The organism is Paenibacillus sp. FSL R5-0914 (genome assembly GCF_038004525.1).
GTDB lineage: Bacteria > Bacillota > Bacilli > Paenibacillales > Paenibacillaceae > Paenibacillus_AQ.
On the sequence record NZ_JBBORH010000001.1, the window covers coordinates 3,075,570 to 3,093,092 of the forward strand.

Consider the following 17,523-nt stretch of genomic DNA (forward strand, 5'->3'; position numbering starts at 1 on the left):
GTTAGTAGAACGTCAGGCTCTGATGAGCTCTTAGCAGCTATGACTTTGGATCATTCTGTTTACATTTTTTCATCTTTGAGAGGAGGACGTTTCTTGAAATTACGTCTTGTACCTGTACTGATAACGTCTCTACTGTCGGCTATGCTATTATTCGGAGGATTCTTTTTATATCGTCAGTTTGCTTTACAGGAACCGCTCCAAAAGATTGTAACCGGATTTGAGGGAGTAAATACTTCACATATTAGTATTAACCGCGATGAGGTCACTTTGAAACTTGATTTGCAGCCGGGCACGAATTTACGTGATCTAGTATCGTATGTATCCAAAGAAGGAAAATCAGTGATTGAAGGACGTAAACTTAAACTCGATGTGGAGCAAAATTCAAGTGAACTATTGGATGATTACTGGGATAAAGCGATGTTCTCTGTAGCTGAAGCCATGGAGAGCCGTAAATATACGATTATACCTACAGAACTTGATAGATTGAAACAGCAAAATACGGAATTTAAAGATGTGATAGCATCTACTGATATCGACGACAACAATGTGTACGTAAGCTTGAGTAATGGAAAAGAAAGCAAATTTATTATTTTGCCGCGAAAACCTGCGACCTTGGGGGTATGGAATAATGCCTAAGTACCTTAAAGAAATTTTACTCGGATTTATTCCTGTGCTGTTTATTTTCATGGCTTTTTTAGGTATTAATATATTCCCGATTGTTATAGCAGCTGGAATGCTTACTGCATTACTTATAATTGCTCATTTGCGTGGCGGGCTTACGGTGAACGCTGGTGCAGGGAAGAAACGCCAGAAGGAAGGGCCTTCAAAGCTCACTTTTGAAGAAATTGGTGGGCAAGACAATGCGAAGCAAGAGCTTCGTGAGGCACTCGATTTTTTGATCCGGCACGAGGAGATTAGTAAATTTGGGATTCGTCCTTTGAAAGGGATTCTGCTCACTGGCCCTCCAGGAACAGGTAAGACCCTTATGGCCAGAGCAGCAGCGCATTATACAAACTCCGTATTCGTAGCTGCATCAGGTAGTGAATTTGTAGAAATGTATGTTGGTGTCGGGGCTGGTCGGATCCGCGATTTGTTCAAGGATGCTCGTAACCGTGCTGTTAAGGAGAACAAACAAAGTGCCATTATTTTTATTGATGAAATTGACGTAATTGGCGGTAAGCGCGAAGGCGGTCAGCAACGTGAATATGATCAGACCTTAAATCAGCTATTGACCGAGATGGATGGTATTTATAATAACGAAACTCCGCGTATTTTGCTGGTAGCTGCAACAAACCGGAAAGAAATGCTTGATTCAGCATTGTTACGTCCTGGACGCTTCGACCGTCATATTCAAGTGGACATGCCTGACAAAAAGGGCCGCAAATCGATTCTCGAATTGCATGCGAAGAATAAGCCTCTTCATACAGAGGTGAGTCTCGACAAAATCGCTGAAGAAGCCTATGGCTTTTCCGGTGCTCAGCTTGAAAGTGTCATGAATGAGGCTGCGATTTATATGATGCGTGAGGACTTGACGAAAGTTGAGCAGCGGCATCTGTCGATGGCGATTGACAAGGTAATGATGGGTGAAAAAACGGATAGAGAAACAAATCATGAAGAGAAAAAGAGAGTCGCCATTCATGAATTGGGACATGCCATCATGGCAGAGCTCCTTCGTCCCGGAAGCGTTAGTCAGGTTACGCTGACTCCGCGTGGGCAAGCCCTTGGTTATGTGCGACATAATCCTCAGCAAGAGCAGTATTTGTACACCAAAGATTATCTCGAAGATCAGATTATGATTGCACTTGGTGGAGCAGCTGCTGAAGAAATGTATTATGGTGGACGAAGCACAGGTTCACGCGGTGATTTCGATCAGGCGCTGAATATTGTGGAAACGATGATGAAGTCAGGTTTAACTTCGCTGGGTATCGCTAAGCTGGAAATGGTTACCACTGAAGAGCTTATGAAGGAAAATAGTAAGATATTGGATGAGCTGATGACACGCACTCGTGAGCACCTTGAAAAGCAACGAAATGTATTTGATTACTCTCTTGACATTTTAATGAAGGAAGAAGTACTCTCTGGAGAGCAATTTCGATGTCAATTTCGTGACAGCGTCCTTTTACCAGCATAAATATTTATGCTGGTTATTTTTTTTTACTTTTCAGGCATGCTAAGATATCATTATATGTCGGGCTTTATAAATTTTTGCGACAGACAAGGTACAATACAAAAGTATAGATACCTGAAAGGATGGAGACTTTTTTATGAATTTCAAAAAAATAGGTGTCATCGGCGGTGGCACAATGGGACAAGGTATTGCTGAAATGTTAGCAGCCAAAGGCCTGGATGTATTACTAGTGGAGAAAACCGCGGAGAAACTGGACTACTCTTACGAAATGATCGAGACAAGTCTAGATAAGCAACTGGAGAAATGGGCGATCACTCAAGCTGAGAAGAAGCTGATTCTTAGCCGCATTCAAAAAGTGACACATTTCGCGGAGCTCAGCTCTTGTGACATGGTTATCGAAACCATTGTTGAGGATTTGGAAGAAAAGAAAAAGATTTTGAATCAATTGGATCAAGTATGCCCGAACCACATTATTCTTGCCAGCAATACATCAACACTTAGCTTGACTGAACTTGCAAGTTCTACGATGTATCCGGAACGCGTGATCGGAATGCATTTCATATATCCTGTAGCTAAAGTGGATCTTGTAGAAATCGTACGTGGTCTGAAAACTTCAGATGCTACTTTTGAAGATACAAAATCCTTTGTTGATGAGATTGTTGAGAAAAAAGGTGTAATGATTTATGAATCCCCAGGATTTGTAACATCACGCCTCATTTGCTTGTTTATCAATGAAGCTATGCATGTGCTGCAAGAAGGCGTTGCCTCCGCACAGGATATTGACGATGCTATGCGTATTGGTTATCAATTCCAATATGGACCGCTTGAAATGGCTGACAGATTTGGCCTGGATTCGGTACTTGCGGCACTCGAAAATATGTTCCGTGAATACGGAGAACTGAAATACCGTCCTTCTACAATTCTTAAGAAGATGGTACGTGCAGGACAACTGGGTATGAAATCAGGAGAAGGCTTCTTCAAGTACGACAAGGATGGTGACCGTGTATGAATATTTTAGTTATTAACTCAGGTAGTTCTTCTTTGAAATATCAGCTGTATAACATGACCGATGAATCGGTTTTGGCTAAGGGTTTGGTTGAACGTATCGGGATGGATTCCTCCATTCTGAATCATAAACCTACTGGCAAAGCGGAAGTGACAGAAGTAAGCGAAATTCTGGAACATAATACTGCGATCCGCAAAGTCCTTGCTTGTCTTACAGACAAAGAGCATGGTGTAATTGAATCTATTAAAGAAATTGATGCTGTAGGTCACCGCGTAGTGCATGGTGGAGAGTTCTTCAAATCCTCCGCACTTGTGGATGCTGACGCAAAAACGAAAATTCGTCAATTGTTTGACCTTGCACCACTGCATAACCCAGCAGCAATGATGGGGATTACGGCTTCTGAAGTAAATATGCCAGGTGTACCGCAGGTTGTTGTATTCGATACTGCATTCCACCAAACCATGCCTGAAAAAGCTTATATGTACGCTATTCCTAGAGTATTGTACAATAAATATAAAGTTCGTCGTTATGGCGCACACGGTACATCACACGACTTCGTAAGCAAGGCTGCTGCGGAGTACTTGGAGCGTCCGCTGGAAGATCTGAAGATCATTACTTGTCATATCGGTAACGGCGGTAGTGTAACTGCAGTTCAAGGTGGAGTGTCCGTGGATACTTCCATGGGTATGACCCCTCTGGAAGGTTTGATGATGGGTACTCGCAGTGGTGATCTGGACCCAGCAATTGTCCCTTACGTGATGAACAAGGAAGAATTGTCCGTAGGCGAAGTTAACTCCATGTTGAATAAACATAGTGGCCTCTTAGCAATTTCGGGCGTAAGCAGTGACATGCGCGATATTATTGATGGTATGGAAAAAGGTGAGCCTAATTCCACACTAGCTTTTGAAATGTATGAGTACCGCTTGCGCAAGTATATCGGTTCATATACGGCTGCTATGAACGGTGTAGATGCGATCGTATTTACTGCCGGTGTTGGTGAAAATGCTTCATTGCTTCGTGAGAAACTGCTAAATAACCTTACGTTCCTGGGTATTGAGTTGGATGCTGAAGCTAACAAAGTTCGTTCCGGCGATCCACGTCGTATCTCTACGGAAGATTCCAAGGTACAAGTGCTAGTAGTTCCGACAAACGAAGAACTTGTCATTGCACGTGATACACACCGTATTGTGCAAGGAATTAACGGCTAAATTAGAGGAGAGATTGAAGGCATGGCTAACAAGAGTGTAATTAAGAACGTGAATGAACATGTTGGAGAGAGTGTTGTTATCGGTTGTTGGGTAAACAACAAGCGCTCCAGTGGTAAAATTCAGTTCCTCCAGCTTCGCGATGGTACAGGTTATATTCAGGGAGTTGTAGTGAAATCAGAAGTGCCTGAAGAGGTATGGGATGCAGCTAAGAGCCTCACACAGGAAAGCTCTTTGTATGTGACCGGAATTATCCGCGAGGAACCTCGCAGTCAATCTGGTTTTGAAATGACTGTAACTGGAATTGAAGTCCTGCATCTTACAGAGAATTATCCAATTACTCCGAAAGAGCATGGCGTAGATTTCTTGATGGATCACCGTCACCTTTGGCTGCGTGCCTCGAAGCAGCGAGCTGTTCTGGTAATTCGTGCGGAAATTATTCGTGCAATCCAACAGTTCTTCAACGAGAGTGGATTTACAAAGGTGGATCCTCCGATTCTGACGCCAACGTCAGCAGAAGGAACTACTAACTTGTTCCACACGAAGTACTTCGATGAGGACGCCTATCTAACACAAAGCGGACAGTTGTATATGGAAGCTGCTGCAATGGCACTAGGCCGTGTATATTCCTTTGGACCAACTTTCCGTGCAGAGAAATCTAAGACTCGTCGCCACTTAATTGAGTTCTGGATGATCGAACCAGAAATGGCCTTTACAGATCACGAAGAAAGCTTGAAGGTTCAGGAAGAATTTATTAGCTTCGTAGTGCAATCTGTATTGAAGAATTGCCGTGCGGAGTTGGAAGCGGTAGGTCGCGATATTTCCAAGCTGGAGAATATCAAAGCACCATTCCCACGCATTACTTATGACGATGCGATCAAGTTCTTGAACGATAAAGGCTTTGAAGATATTGCTTGGGGTGATGATTTCGGTGCACCTCATGAAACAGCAATCGCAGAAGCATACGATAAACCTGTATTTATTACTCATTATCCTGCTTCTTTCAAAGCGTTCTATATGAAGCCAGATCCAAACCGTCCGGAAGTCGTACTGTGTGCGGATATGATCGCTCCAGAAGGCTACGGAGAGATTATTGGTGGTTCACAGCGGATCGATGATCCTGCGCTGCTTGAAGAGCGTTACAAAGAGCATAATCTTTCGATGGACTCTTACAAATGGTACATGGATCTGCGTACTTACGGATCTGTACCTCACTCTGGTTTTGGACTTGGACTTGAGCGTACTGTAGCTTGGATCTGTGGCCTTGACCATGTACGTGAGACTATTCCATTCCCACGTACACTGTACCGTCTCTACCCATAAGTTCTTATATTTGAAGGGGGACGTTCATGGACGGCAAAGGATGGAGTACCTGGGGCGAAGGCGTCTCCTTCGGTCTGGAGAACGGAATGGCCGTCATACCTTACGCATTACTGAAGTATTACCGGAAGCTGAATTTAAGCGGAAGTGAAGCTATGCTGCTGATACATCTGCTTTCTTTCAGGCAGGTGGAAGGGATTGACTTCCCTTCTCTTGAGGAGCTTCAGGTTGTAACTGACCGTAGCATATCTGTACTAGCAGGAGAGTTGCAGAAGCTTATGAAGGAAGGTTTTATTAGCATCGATGGAGACAACGATGAGCTAAGAGACATCCATTATGAACGCTACAATTTCTCAGGGTTATACGGAAAGCTTGGTGCTTATCTAGCGACAGTTGTACAAGAGCATGAGCAAGATAAGCACGTAGGTGGCTATGCAACGTCGGCACCTCGAGCTGCTTCAGGGGGTGGATTCGGCGGAAAGCCCCCCTCATCTCCTTCTCAACTTGGGGCTGAAGAGGAAAGCCGAAATCTATTCAGTATTTTCGAAAAGGAATTCGGACGTCCGCTATCTCCAATGGAGTGTGAGACGATATCCAGTTGGGTGGATCAAGACCGGTATCCCGAGGAGCTGATTCTGTTAGCGCTGAAGGAATCTGTATTTGCAGGAAAGGTTCATTTCCGTTATATTGATCGAATATTGCTGGAATGGGCCCGCAACCGGGTCAAGAACGCTCAGGATGTAAAGAACTATACACAAAAATTCCGCAATGGTGGAAGATAGATAGATTAGGAGAGAACCGCACTGCTTTAGCCCATCGCTAAAGTCAGTGCGGTTCTTTTTAATATTTTTATAAAAAAATGCAGGGGTAGTTGTTATCGGGCGCGTCTATTGCTGTGGGAAGGAGGGGAGAGTCATTGAAGAAGAGGTATTAATCCAGCGGATTTGCCAAGGTAACGAGGATGCGTTCCGTCAATTTGTAAATACATACAGTCAGCAAATTTACAAAATTACTTATTCTGTATTACGCGATGTCAAAATGGCTGAAGATGCTGCTCAGGAAGCTTTTTTACAAATGTACAAATCTCTCCCTGACTACCGTTATCAAGGCTTAAAGTCATGGATTACACGGATCGCCTTAAATAAGGCAATTGATGCGAAACGTAAACGTGATCGACTTAGGGAACTTCCTGTTGACTATGAGCTTGTACTGAGCCAGACCGCTTCCAACGAAGAGGATGTGTTGTCAGGTGTTATACGCCGTGATCGGATGGATCGGCTGCTCGGTGAAATCAATAGCCTGCCTGAAACTCATCGTGAAATTATGGTGGCTTATTATCTGGAACATAAAAAATATGATCAGATTGCTGCAGAGCAGGGAATTTCCCTGAAGACGGTAGAGTCCAGATTGTATAGGGCGAGACAATGGATCCGAAATCATTGGAAGGAGGACGAATGGCTATGATGAAGCGTGGAGACGATCTAATCCAACGGGAACAAGCGAAATCTTATATTGAAGGTCACATGGACGAGGCGACCAGAGAAGATTGGGAACAGTTGCTGCTGGAAGATACGGAAAGTTTTACTTCATACATGGAAATGTTGGATGAGCTACAGGAGGATCTGCCTTCATTGGAGAATTCGTCTATTTTTACAGAGAGGGTTATGGCAGATTGGGCTAGTATGACGGAATCGTCAGCAGCATTGGAACAAGTGACGGTTGAAGAAGGGGTACGGCGATATCGCTGGTATGAAAAGACAATCTTTCATTATGCGGTTGCCGCGTCACTTACGCTGTTGATAATGACATCTGGTATGTTTGATAAGCTGCACACAGGTCAAATGGAGCTTATGATCCCTAAAAAAGATAATTCCCCATCATTTAGCGAGCAAGTCATACAGACAACTAGCGGATGGTTGGATCAGCTAATGGGCAGCAGAAAGTGATGAGAGGAGAAATGAAATATGCAACAGCAGCGTAGTAAATTAAAAGCTTTTTTTCTTAATTTGATTCCTGGAGCAGGTCATTATTATATGGGAAAACGCCCACAGGGAATTGTTTATCTTCTGTTAAGCTTTGGCATCTTATTTATGTCATTCTTAATAGCTGTGGCTGAAGGTGCCGAGGATATTCTATTAATGGGTGTGATAGGGTTCCTACTTATTGGGACGGTTTCGATGGTGCATCTGGTGGTTAAAATGCTCCAGATGCCTGCTCCGGCAATGACTCCAGATGGATCGAATTTTGATTTTTCTTCAATGCCCGTTAAGACAGACGATAATGAGCGTGTACATGTAATTTTATTATCGTTCATTCCAGGATTGGGTCATTTTCATATGGGGTTGATGCAGCGAGGATTGTCTTTCCTCATTTCTTTCTTCGGTTTTATGACCGTGATGTTATTCCTGGCAGGGATTACGTCAAGTGATGTTTTCCTTCTCCTGTTTGGCGTATTACCAGTGATTTGGTTATATTGTATGTTTGATGCGGTTCAGTTAATCCATCGTAAGCAAGCTGGAGAAGAAATGGTAGATCGTACTTTATTCGAAGAGATGGAGGCTGGGCGTGAGGAGGGGCGCCGTAGCAAAGTTTTGGCTACATTGCTTTCTGCTTTTCCGGGTGCCGGACAAATGTATCTAGGGCTGCAAAAAAGAGGATTACAGCTCATGCTGCTATTTCTAGGGAGTATTTATGTCATGGACCTACTGCGTTTAACGCTGCTATTCTTCCTCATTCCAGTCATTTGGTTTTACAGTTTGTTCGATGGCTTACAGCTTGTCAGCCGACATGGACGTGAACCTTTACAGGATAAGCCAGTCATAGAAGGATTTTTAAATCATCAAGGATGGCTTGGAGCTGCTCTGATATGTCTAGGACTGTATTACATTGTAGTTAATGTCGCAGTTCCTGCGCTTGATATCAGATTTCCTGGATGGCGTTTAGAGTATATAGTCAATGAATATTTCAGGACTTTTATCGTATCTGTGCTGTTGATTGGCGGTGGTTTGAAGCTGATGGCGGGAAGCAAGAACAATAAAGGGAGAAAAGGGACGGGTGGTCATTCTTGAATAATCCGACAGAATTACAGCAAGGAGTTAATGTTTCAAGTGAACGTCCGGTTGCTGAAGATAAATCAAGACGCTGGCGTGTAGGAACGTTGTCGATGGGATTGAGCCTTTTATTTCTGGGAGCTCTAATTATGGTCTCGCAGTGGAGGGGCGCGGAGGTGTTCGAGACGACGTTAGCTTGGTGGCCGATCATTTTTATATTATTAGGCTTAGAAATTGTAATATACACTTTATGGTTTCGTGGAAAAGGAAAAATGTATTATGATGTGCTAAGCGTTCTGTTTGTTGGGTTTATAGCTGTATGTTGTCTAGTTTTTGCGGGATTTAGTTCTTTAGGATTAACACAGGAATTTCGCCGTACCGTTTCAGCTGTGCAAGAAAGTTACGCATTGCCAGATTGGAAGGGAGCCGTTCCAGAGGGCGTTAGTACCATCATTATCCAAGCTGCAGAACCTTATGGGATTAAAGTAGATCAAACGGGTGGAAACGAGCTGAATGTATTCGGGAGTTATTCTTCAAATAAAGGGAAGCTACAAGAAGCACAAGAGCAACAGCTGCTTCAAACTAAGCATGTTGGGAATACGCTATACATCATTTTAGGGGAAACTCCTAGAGATCTGCTATTCGATAATTCTAGGAACACGCTGGACGTGACTGTTGGGGCTCCGGCTAATGTTAAAGTGATTGTTCGAGATACTTATGGAAATGTTGTAACGGGCTAATCATGGCCTTAAATTGAAAAAAAAGATCGCTTCCTGACCAATGTGGTATGGGAAGCGATCTTTTTATTTTACGAATGCAGCTCTTTCTCAAGCGCAGCGCCCATTTCACGGGAACGTTCGGCACAGCGATTTACTGCCGCGATGACAGTTTCAAAAAATTCTCCCTGCTCGAGTACTTCTATCGCTGCTTGTGTAGAGCCATTCGGGGATGTGACCTTCTTACGAAGTGCAGCTGGATCCTCGCCCGTCTGTTGTACCATTCTAGCAGCGCCTAGCACTGTTTGAACAGTTAGCTGTGTGCTTTGTTCAAGCGGCAATCCACCACGGATACCTGCGGCGATCATAGCTTCCATCATATAATAAATATAGGCAGGCCCACTGCCGGAGATACCCGTTAAGGTCTCCATGCGTTCTTCATCAATGACTGTTGTTAGTCCGACAGCTTCAAAGATGTTGAGTGCTAGGCGTCGTCCTTTCTCATCTACTTCTTTGGAAAAGGCTATGCCAGTGGCACCAAGACCTATGGAACTAGAAGTATTCGGCATAGTACGGACGATGGGTTGCTCTTTGCCAAGCAGACCTTGCATCGTTCGAATGGACAGCCCAGCAATTACAGAGACTATGATCTGATCAGGTGAGAGAAGTGGGCTGAGTCCCCGAAGTGCTTCTGCAGCGTCTTTTGGTTTCATAGCCAACACGATTACTGGTGAGTTCCGTAGGTAATCTGTTTTTTGTTCAGGATCATTTGTACCGATTACACCGTAACGACTTCTTAGTTCTGCCAGACGTTCACTACTGCTACGGTTAAGCATAATAACATTATCGGATTTTACGATACTACGGCTAATCATCCCGCGAACGATGGCTTCTGCCATAGAGCCTGCGCCATAAAATACAATATTATGATTCATAAGTGGAATGGAAGGTTGCTGACACATGGCTCAAAATCCTCCTAAAAGTGGTGTAATTAAAAACGGATGCATGGACACTAACCCCGAATTTGACCTGTTCCGTAAATCTTATATTTGGTTGAAGTAAGAGCAGGCAGACCCATCGGTCCACGGGCATGGAGTTTCTGTGTACTAATGCCGATCTCTGCACCAAATCCAAATTCAAAGCCGTCTGTGAAGCGGGTTGAAGCATTGTGGTAAACAGCTGCAGCATCAACCTCCTGTAAGAAGCGTGAAGCGTTATCCGGATCTTCAGTTACGATACATTCCGAGTGCTTCGTGCCATAATGGGCGATATGCTGCATAGCTTCGTCTAAATCGCTGACGATTTTGATATTCAAGATATAATCATTATATTCAGTAGCATAGTCCTCTAATGTTGCAGGTAATGCCCATGGGACAAAGGATAATGTTTCCTGGCAGCCACGTAATTCAACGTTAACATCACGGAAAACTTCGGCCAAAGAAAGCAGATACTCGTTTGCGTAATCCTTATGAACGAGTAGCGTCTCCATGGAATTGCAAACTGAAGGGCGCTGTGCTTTGGCATTCAGACTAATGTTCTGAGCCATTTCTGGCAAAGCGCTTGCGTCGAGATAAGTATGGCAGATGCCTGCACCCGTTTCAATGACGGGCACGGTTGCGTTAAGCACAACATTTTGAATCAGAGAACTTCCTCCGCGAGGGATAATCACGTCAAGTAGTCCGTTGAGCTTAAGCATTTCATCAACGGAGGAACGGTTGGGATCTTCGATCAACTGTAGCGCATTTTTCGGCATTGAAGTATTTGCTAGAGCGTTGTGAAGAACCTCGACAATTTGTCGGTTGGAGGACAGGGCGGAGGAGCCACCACGCAACACAACAGCGTTACCAGTCTTTAGACACAGACCAGCGGCATCAACAGTTACGTTTGGACGTGCTTCATAGATGATGCCGATGACACCGAGTGGAACACGGAGTTTCTGGATGTTGAGACCATTTGGACGTTCAATAGTTTCTAGCGTGTCACCAATTGGATCAGGTAATACAGCGATTTGTTGAAGTCCTTCTGCGATACTGTTAATTCGGCCTACATCTAACGCTAGTCGATCAAGCATGGACTCGGGAGTACCACTTAAGCGTCCGCGTTCCAGATCTTCCCGGTTGGCAGCAATGATAGCTGGAGCTTCACGGCGCAGTGCATCAGCCATAACTAAGAGAGCTTCATTTTTTTGGCCGGTAGTTAGACTTGCTAATACTCCGGTTGTTTCTTTGGCTAATTTTGCTTTATCGACAACTTCACTCATGACGATTCCTCCTTAAATTTGTATGGATAAGATTTCTTACCTCAATGTAATCCATTCGTCACGGTGAATGACCTCCAGCCGGTGTACTTCTCCCAGCTTCGGTACAATCTGACGGCTGGGTAAGCCTTGAATACTGCGCAGCTGAGCGTCATCGTAATTCACAATCCCGCGTCCCAGCAATTTGGAGTCTGGTCCAAGGACTTCTACAACATCACCAGCGTGAAAGTTGCCTTCGATCTGCTTGACGCCGACAGGCAGAAGACTATGACCGCCATGAAGCAGCGCTTCAACGGCGCCTTCGTCAACGTACAGGGAGCCGAGTGGGGTGGACATAAAGCCAAGCCATTGCTTTTTAACAGGTAAAGAAGATAACTTAGTTGCAAAATAAGTACCTCGGCCCGTGCCTGACGCTGCGAGTTGTAAATCTCCGGGCTCGGTAGCTCTCCCAACAAAGACGGGCACACCGCCTCGTGTAGCGATCTTGGCAGCATCGATTTTTGAACGCATGCCACCTGTCCCCACACTAGAGCCAGCTCCACCAGCAATAGCATAAATCTCCGGCGTAATATCATCAACGAACTGATAACGAATAGCATCGGGATGTTTCCGAGGATCTCCACTATATAAGCCATCCATGTCGGTTAAGACGAGCAATCTGGTGGCTTTCAGCAAGTTAGCTACGAGCGCGGACAAAGTATCGTTATCACCGAATTTCAACTCATCAACGGAGACGGTGTCATTCTCGTTAAATACGGGTACCGCTCCTTGGCGAAGCAGCTCTTCTACCGTCATCATAGCGTTGTTCATAGCTCTGCGACTACAAAAGTCGGTACGGGTTAGCAGGATTTGTGCAGTCGTTATTCCATGCTCGGCAAAAGCCTCCTGATATGCCTGCATGAGCAGCACTTGGCCTACAGCTGCCGCTGCCTGCTTCTCATGTAGCAGTTTCGGACGTGTGGGATAACCGATACTGCGAAAGCCTGCGGCTACAGCACCTGAGGTTACCAATAACACCTCGCAGCCATTTCTTTTCAATTCGGCAATCTCTGAAGCAAAAAAAGAGACGGCTTCGCGATTCAATCCACCTTCCATTCCAGTCAGCGAGCTGCTGCCTATTTTGACTACGATTCGTGTGGTCATTCTGTTCACTTCCTCAATAATTTATAGATCCTGAAAATGACAAAAAGCCCCCATCCTTAGACTTAGCAAAGGACGAAAGCTTGTAAACTTCCGCGGTACCACCTTCATTGATGAGGGATCATCCGACTTCATTCTCGTAACGGGAGGATCCGTCCTGCTTAGCACAGGCCGCTCGGGGGTAGGATTCGGAACGAAAACCGCGGTAAATTCTTTCAGCCTGTCGGAATTTACTCTCTAGGCGCGGTTAGACTCATTCTTACTGGTCCCGTCTGCACGTTTCACTTATTTTCAATAGAATACCATGGAGATGGTTGCTTTGCAAAGGAAAAACGAAGGAACTATTTCTCGCATTAGAAAGCTTTGATTATTCAGTTTAACCTCTAAGTAAGGGGGTTGGATACTTATAATCTGTTACCAAGAGGTGGATTAAATTGACTAAAGACAACAATCCTGAGCAGGCGCAGAATCAAGATCTAAACGAAAAAGCGGCCAGTTAATGAAAGTGCGGCTCGGTGTCAGATGATCTGAGCAGCCTTCCAAGGGACTATTCTTCGGTTAATTCAGATACCGTAGATTTAAATGTTTCTACAAAAGCCTTAGCGGCTTTAGATAAATAACGTCCGCGTCGATAGGCTACGACAAGTGTTCGGCTAGGGGCAGGATCAGTGAGCGGTAAGTAGACAGGGACGAATTCACTCCGCGGTGCACGGGCAATAAAATGAGGCACAAGAGTTACACCCATTCCAGTGGCGACCAGTGACTGAACTGTTTCCATGTTATTGCTCTCAAAAACAATTTTTGGTTCGAAGCCAGCGTTTCGGCACAGATCCATAGTCATTTTACGGAAGCCTTGGCCTTCTTTAAGTACGATAAATGGCTCGTCCTTTAGTTCTTCCAAAGAGGTCTTAGTTCCATCTAAGCTACGTTTAGCTAGCGGGTGTTCGGGTGGGACTGCAAGATCGATCCTTTCCTCACCCAGTTCTTCGTAAGCAAGAGCCGGAATTTCGAGCGGCAATGAGAGCAGGCTTAAATCAGTCTGACCACTCGCAGTGAGCTTCTCTAGGTTCATGGAGGAGTCTTCGAGCAGAGTGATTTCTACTTCCGGGTAATTTTGTTTAAAAACCGGAAGCACATGCGGCAGTAAATGTGCACCAGTGATCGGCATACTGCCTACAACGACGCGCCCGGTACGCAGTTCAGAAATATCAGACATTTCTTGTCGCAGCAGTTCTACGCCATCAATGATGATTTGAGCTTGCTCTACGAATTTAGATCCAGCATAGGTCAGTTCAACAGAGCTGGTATTTCGCTGGAACAGCATTACACCGAGCTCTTTTTCCAGCTTGGAAAGCTGCTGACTGAGTGATGGTTGGGCAATGTGCAGCTTGTCCGCTGCACGGGAGAAGTTTTTTTCGGCTGCGATTTGCAGTACATATTGTAGTTGTCTCAGTTCCATGTATAAACTCCTTTGGGAGATTGTTTTTACTTATAAGTATAAACTATGAAACTGAAGTTTTATATAGGTTCACATGTAAGTTCGTGCACGAACGCACTGACCGGCAAATAGGAAGGGGTGGATTACCAGTATTCGCTGGAGTCCTTTATGTTTGCCGGTCTAATTTCGATGCTACGCTATTAGTCTTACTATACTTTGCGGGCTGGAGAGATGCTTTGAGGGTTGTTAAATATATTTCCCGGGTCATATTTAGCTTTGACTCTCCGTAATCTAGGATAGTTCGCTCCATAATATACTGGTCCGGAATTTTTAATTCCCTGGTCTGGAACGTTGATGTAGCTCCCCACGATAAATGGCTGCAGCTTCCGGCGTGTATTTCGTACTACGAATATATTTCTGGCAGCTTCCGATTTCTTGATCCATGAGCTATTCCACTCAACATAGAATTTCGCTTTACGCCAGTAAAAGGCTGTAGATTTGGGTGACTTACGGCTCACAGCTCCACCCCAGTTGAGGAAAAAGAAACCTGCGAATTCTCCCTCCACTTTCTCTAAGAATTCACGCATGGACTTAATTGCCTTGTCCGGGAAGGATTTTCTTACGAAACCGCTGGAGAACTGGTTGCTGACTCTTTGAGTTAGCACTGGATCAGGCGCTAACATAAAACTCACTACTTTTGTATAGGGCAAAGAGCGGATGATTTGATTCGTAGGCGTTCCAACGCTCGTAACGGGCTTTAAGAGGCGGGAAGCCTCTGCCTTTGATCCGAGGAACAGCCCTGTCATAGTGACATTACCGCCTTTTTTCGGACCAATGGATAATTCACTGCCCAGTTTGGTATTAACGCAAGGAGCCCAGAGTTGCCAAGCTTTGAATACCTTCTCGAACTGATCCCAAGGCCAGGTGATACGAAAAACGGTAGCCGAAGCTGGAGCAGGACGTACTTTGAATTTGTAACTGGTGTAAACTCCGAAATTCCCCCCGCCACCTCCGCGGGAAGCCCAGAGGAGATCAGAGTTACTATTCTTATTGGCACGAATAATTTTCCCTTTAGCATCAACCATTTCGAGTTCGATTAGATTATCACTAACAAGGCCCACGGTTCGCTGGAGCGGTCCGATACCCCCGCCTAGGGTGATGCCTCCGATTCCAACCGTAGGGCTATCACCGAATGGAGCCATATATCCTTGCCCAGCAAGCGTGTGTGCAATTCTCCCCACTGTATTTCCGGTACCCACAACAACAGTTTTTGATTTTTTATTTAGTTTGATTTTCTTCATTTCACTTACATCGATGACAATTCCTCCGGTGACCTGTGAAAGATTAACCTCCAGAGAATGTCTACCGCTTCTTGCGCGGATGGGGACTTTATTCTCGTTAGCCCATTTTATGGCGTTCGCAACATCTTGTGTTTTTTGTGCGAAAACAAACACTTTCGGGAATTTGTCAGTATGCGGATCCCAATTCTTACGTGCCGTTTCATACCCTTGATCACCTTTGAAAATAACTCGCCCGGTAAGTCCCGTTCCTGACCTCAATTGTTCCAACTCCTTCTGCGCTAACAAATGCACTGCATTTCAACAACCAGGACCCGATATAGTATGAAGGGCATTCGTCTAAGGAGTGGGCTGACTAGGGTCTCAGCAAAAAAATCATCTTCAATTTATAGGTTAAACCTATCACTTCTATAGATATCATATCTTGGAATTATAAAGATGGTGATGTTATATTTAGATCATTCAAGAGAGACTCCACGCTCTCTTCCAATGAACGATTCTATTAATGAGGTGAAATTATGAGCAACAAGACAATGTTTGAAAAGATTTGGGATAATCATGTTATTCATCAAGAGGAAGGTAAACCTAGCATTATTTATATCGATCTGCATTTGGTTCATGAAGTAACTTCTCCACAAGCTTTCGAAGGACTTCGCCTCAGTAACCGCAAGGTTCGCCGTCCTGAGCTGACTTTCGCTACAATGGATCACAACGTTCCTACCAAGGATCGTTTTAATATTAAAGATCCAATTTCCAAGCAGCAAATTGATACACTTTCTAAAAACTGTGCTGATTTTGGTGTTAGATTGTTCGACCTGAATGATATCGATCAAGGCGTTGTACACGTAATGGGACCTGAGATCGGCTTGACGCACCCTGGTAAAACTATCGTTTGCGGTGACAGCCATACCTCCACACATGGAGCATTTGGTGCGCTGGCTTTTGGTATCGGTACTAGTGAAGTTGAACATGTAATGGCTACCCAATGTTTGCAGCAATCCAAAGCTAAGACTATGGAAGTTCGTTTCACAGGTAAACGCAATCCTGGTGTAACAGCAAAGGATATGATCCTTGGTGTTATTGCTAAGTATGGTACTGATTTTGCAACAGGTTATGTAATTGAATACACAGGTGAAGCTATTCGTGAGCTGTCGATGGAAGAACGTATGACCGTCTGCAACATGTCGATCGAAGGTGGAGCAAGAGCAGGTTTGATCGCTCCTGACGAAACTACTTTTAACTATCTGCGTGGACGTCAATATGTGCCGCAAGGCGAAGCATATGACGCTGCTGTTGAAGGATGGAAGAGTCTTGTTAGTGACGAAGGTGCTCAGTATGATACGGTGGTTGAATTCGATGTGGAGACATTGATTCCACAAGTGACTTGGGGTACTAGCCCGGGCATGGGTACAGATATCAACTCTAGCGTGCCAAATCCGGCTGACTTTACCACTGAAAATGAACGCAAAGCTGCTGAAAAAGCGCTTGAATATATGGATTTGACTCCTGGAACTCCTATTTCTGAAATTCCAATTGATTATGTATTTATCGGTTCTTGTACTAACGGACGGATCGAAGATTTGAGAGCGGCAGCCGTGGTAGCAAAAGGCCATAAAGTCTCTGACAAGGTTACTGCCATTGTTGTTCCTGGATCTGGTCGTGTTAAAATGCAGGCTGAGAAGGAAGGGCTTGATAAAGTCTTTACTGACGCGGGCTTTGAATGGCGCGAAGCGGGATGCAGCATGTGCCTTGCGATGAACCCTGATGTACTGCAACCTGGGCAACGCTGTGCATCTACCTCGAACCGTAACTTTGAAGGACGTCAAGGTCGCGGTGGACGCACGCATCTGGTATCCCCAGCAATGGCTGCTGCAGCTGCGATAAAAGGCCGTTTCACTGATGTACGTGATTGGAATTATAAGACGGAAGCTGTCAGCTCATAGAACTAGAGAGAACACGGGAGGA

The 17,523-nt window shown here is 44.7% G+C and carries 16 protein-coding genes; 11 read left to right on the forward strand and 5 right to left on the reverse strand.

The window, feature by feature from the left end:
* The first annotated feature begins 93 nt into the window (after positions 1-93).
* The 10 genes from MKX60_RS13620 (at position 94) to MKX60_RS13665 (ending at position 9,449) form a co-directional block, all read left to right on the forward strand.
* The gene (locus MKX60_RS13620; RefSeq protein ID WP_042190109.1) at positions 94-636 is read left to right on the forward strand and encodes a hypothetical protein; all 543 of its coding nucleotides are present in this window, start codon (positions 94-96) and stop codon (positions 634-636) included.
* The gene (locus MKX60_RS13625) at positions 629-2,131 is read left to right on the forward strand and encodes an AAA family ATPase (protein WP_076284584.1); all 1,503 of its coding nucleotides are present in this window, start codon (positions 629-631) and stop codon (positions 2,129-2,131) included. The genes MKX60_RS13620 and MKX60_RS13625 overlap by 8 nt, the downstream gene beginning before the upstream one ends.
* 133 nt (positions 2,132-2,264) lie before the next feature.
* Complete coding sequence (locus MKX60_RS13630; RefSeq protein ID WP_042129488.1) at positions 2,265-3,137, forward strand: 3-hydroxyacyl-CoA dehydrogenase family protein; 873 nt, start codon at positions 2,265-2,267, stop codon at positions 3,135-3,137.
* Entirely contained in the window at positions 3,134-4,342 is a 1,209-nt protein-coding gene (locus MKX60_RS13635; protein ID WP_042190106.1) for an acetate/propionate family kinase, read from the forward strand. The genes MKX60_RS13630 and MKX60_RS13635 overlap by 4 nt, the downstream gene beginning before the upstream one ends.
* 21 nt (positions 4,343-4,363) lie before the next feature.
* Positions 4,364-5,662, forward strand: coding sequence for an asparagine--tRNA ligase (gene asnS / locus MKX60_RS13640; RefSeq protein ID WP_036676308.1), 1,299 nt, complete (start codon positions 4,364-4,366; stop codon positions 5,660-5,662).
* Positions 5,663-5,688: 26 nt separating this feature from the next.
* A complete protein-coding gene (locus MKX60_RS13645) occupies positions 5,689-6,441 on the forward strand; it encodes a DnaD domain-containing protein (RefSeq protein ID WP_341060090.1) in 753 nt (250 codons plus the stop codon).
* A gap of 226 nt (positions 6,442-6,667) precedes the next feature.
* Entirely contained in the window at positions 6,668-7,123 is a 456-nt protein-coding gene (locus MKX60_RS13650) for an RNA polymerase sigma factor (protein WP_256716311.1), read from the forward strand.
* A complete protein-coding gene (locus MKX60_RS13655; RefSeq protein ID WP_076284585.1) occupies positions 7,120-7,605 on the forward strand; it encodes a hypothetical protein in 486 nt (161 codons plus the stop codon). Before MKX60_RS13650 ends, MKX60_RS13655 begins: the two co-directional genes overlap by 4 nt.
* 18 nt (positions 7,606-7,623) lie before the next feature.
* A complete protein-coding gene (locus tag MKX60_RS13660; RefSeq protein WP_076284586.1) occupies positions 7,624-8,727 on the forward strand; it encodes a hypothetical protein in 1,104 nt (367 codons plus the stop codon).
* Entirely contained in the window at positions 8,724-9,449 is a 726-nt protein-coding gene (locus MKX60_RS13665) for a hypothetical protein (RefSeq protein ID WP_081393085.1), read from the forward strand. Before MKX60_RS13660 ends, MKX60_RS13665 begins: the two co-directional genes overlap by 4 nt.
* A 68-nt stretch (positions 9,450-9,517) precedes the next feature.
* On the opposite strand, the gene proC is transcribed toward MKX60_RS13665, so the two are convergent.
* The 5 genes from proC to MKX60_RS13690 form a co-directional block, all read right to left on the reverse strand.
* Positions 9,518-10,387, reverse strand: coding sequence for a pyrroline-5-carboxylate reductase (gene proC, locus MKX60_RS13670; RefSeq protein WP_341060091.1), 870 nt, complete (start codon positions 10,385-10,387; stop codon positions 9,518-9,520).
* Positions 10,388-10,437: 50 nt separating this feature from the next.
* A complete protein-coding gene (locus MKX60_RS13675; protein ID WP_341060092.1) occupies positions 10,438-11,685 on the reverse strand; it encodes a glutamate-5-semialdehyde dehydrogenase in 1,248 nt (415 codons plus the stop codon).
* 36 nt (positions 11,686-11,721) lie between these two features.
* The gene (gene proB / locus MKX60_RS13680; protein WP_341060093.1) at positions 11,722-12,825 is read right to left on the reverse strand and encodes a glutamate 5-kinase; all 1,104 of its coding nucleotides are present in this window, start codon (positions 12,823-12,825) and stop codon (positions 11,722-11,724) included.
* Between the two features lie 544 nt (positions 12,826-13,369).
* A complete protein-coding gene (locus tag MKX60_RS13685; protein ID WP_076284590.1) occupies positions 13,370-14,281 on the reverse strand; it encodes a LysR family transcriptional regulator in 912 nt (303 codons plus the stop codon).
* A 188-nt stretch (positions 14,282-14,469) separates the two neighbouring features.
* Positions 14,470-15,819 (reverse strand): FAD-binding oxidoreductase, encoded by a 1,350-nt coding sequence (locus MKX60_RS13690; RefSeq protein WP_341060094.1) that lies wholly within the window; start codon positions 15,817-15,819, stop codon positions 14,470-14,472.
* 257 nt (positions 15,820-16,076) lie between these two features.
* Here MKX60_RS13690 and leuC point away from each other — a divergent pair, with 257 nt between their 5' ends.
* A complete protein-coding gene (leuC, locus tag MKX60_RS13695) occupies positions 16,077-17,501 on the forward strand; it encodes a 3-isopropylmalate dehydratase large subunit (RefSeq protein WP_042190084.1) in 1,425 nt (474 codons plus the stop codon).
* Positions 17,502-17,523: the final 22 nt, after the last annotated feature.

Coding starts and splice junctions, on each gene's coding strand:
- MKX60_RS13625 (WP_076284584.1), top strand. CDS start 629: ATGCCTAAGTACCTTAAAGAAATTTTACTCGGATTTATTCCTGTGCTG.
- MKX60_RS13630 (WP_042129488.1), top strand. CDS start 2,265: ATGAATTTCAAAAAAATAGGTGTCATCGGCGGTGGCACAATGGGACAA.
- MKX60_RS13635 (WP_042190106.1), top strand. CDS start 3,134: ATGAATATTTTAGTTATTAACTCAGGTAGTTCTTCTTTGAAATATCAG.
- asnS (WP_036676308.1), top strand. CDS start 4,364: ATGGCTAACAAGAGTGTAATTAAGAACGTGAATGAACATGTTGGAGAG.
- MKX60_RS13645 (WP_341060090.1), top strand. CDS start 5,689: ATGGACGGCAAAGGATGGAGTACCTGGGGCGAAGGCGTCTCCTTCGGT.
- MKX60_RS13655 (WP_076284585.1), top strand. CDS start 7,120: ATGATGAAGCGTGGAGACGATCTAATCCAACGGGAACAAGCGAAATCT.
- MKX60_RS13660 (WP_076284586.1), top strand. CDS start 7,624: ATGCAACAGCAGCGTAGTAAATTAAAAGCTTTTTTTCTTAATTTGATT.
- proC (WP_341060091.1), bottom strand. CDS start 10,387: ATGTGTCAGCAACCTTCCATTCCACTTATGAATCATAATATTGTATTT.
- MKX60_RS13675 (WP_341060092.1), bottom strand. CDS start 11,685: ATGAGTGAAGTTGTCGATAAAGCAAAATTAGCCAAAGAAACAACCGGA.
- proB (WP_341060093.1), bottom strand. CDS start 12,825: ATGACCACACGAATCGTAGTCAAAATAGGCAGCAGCTCGCTGACTGGA.
- MKX60_RS13685 (WP_076284590.1), bottom strand. CDS start 14,281: ATGGAACTGAGACAACTACAATATGTACTGCAAATCGCAGCCGAAAAA.
- leuC (WP_042190084.1), top strand. CDS start 16,077: ATGAGCAACAAGACAATGTTTGAAAAGATTTGGGATAATCATGTTATT.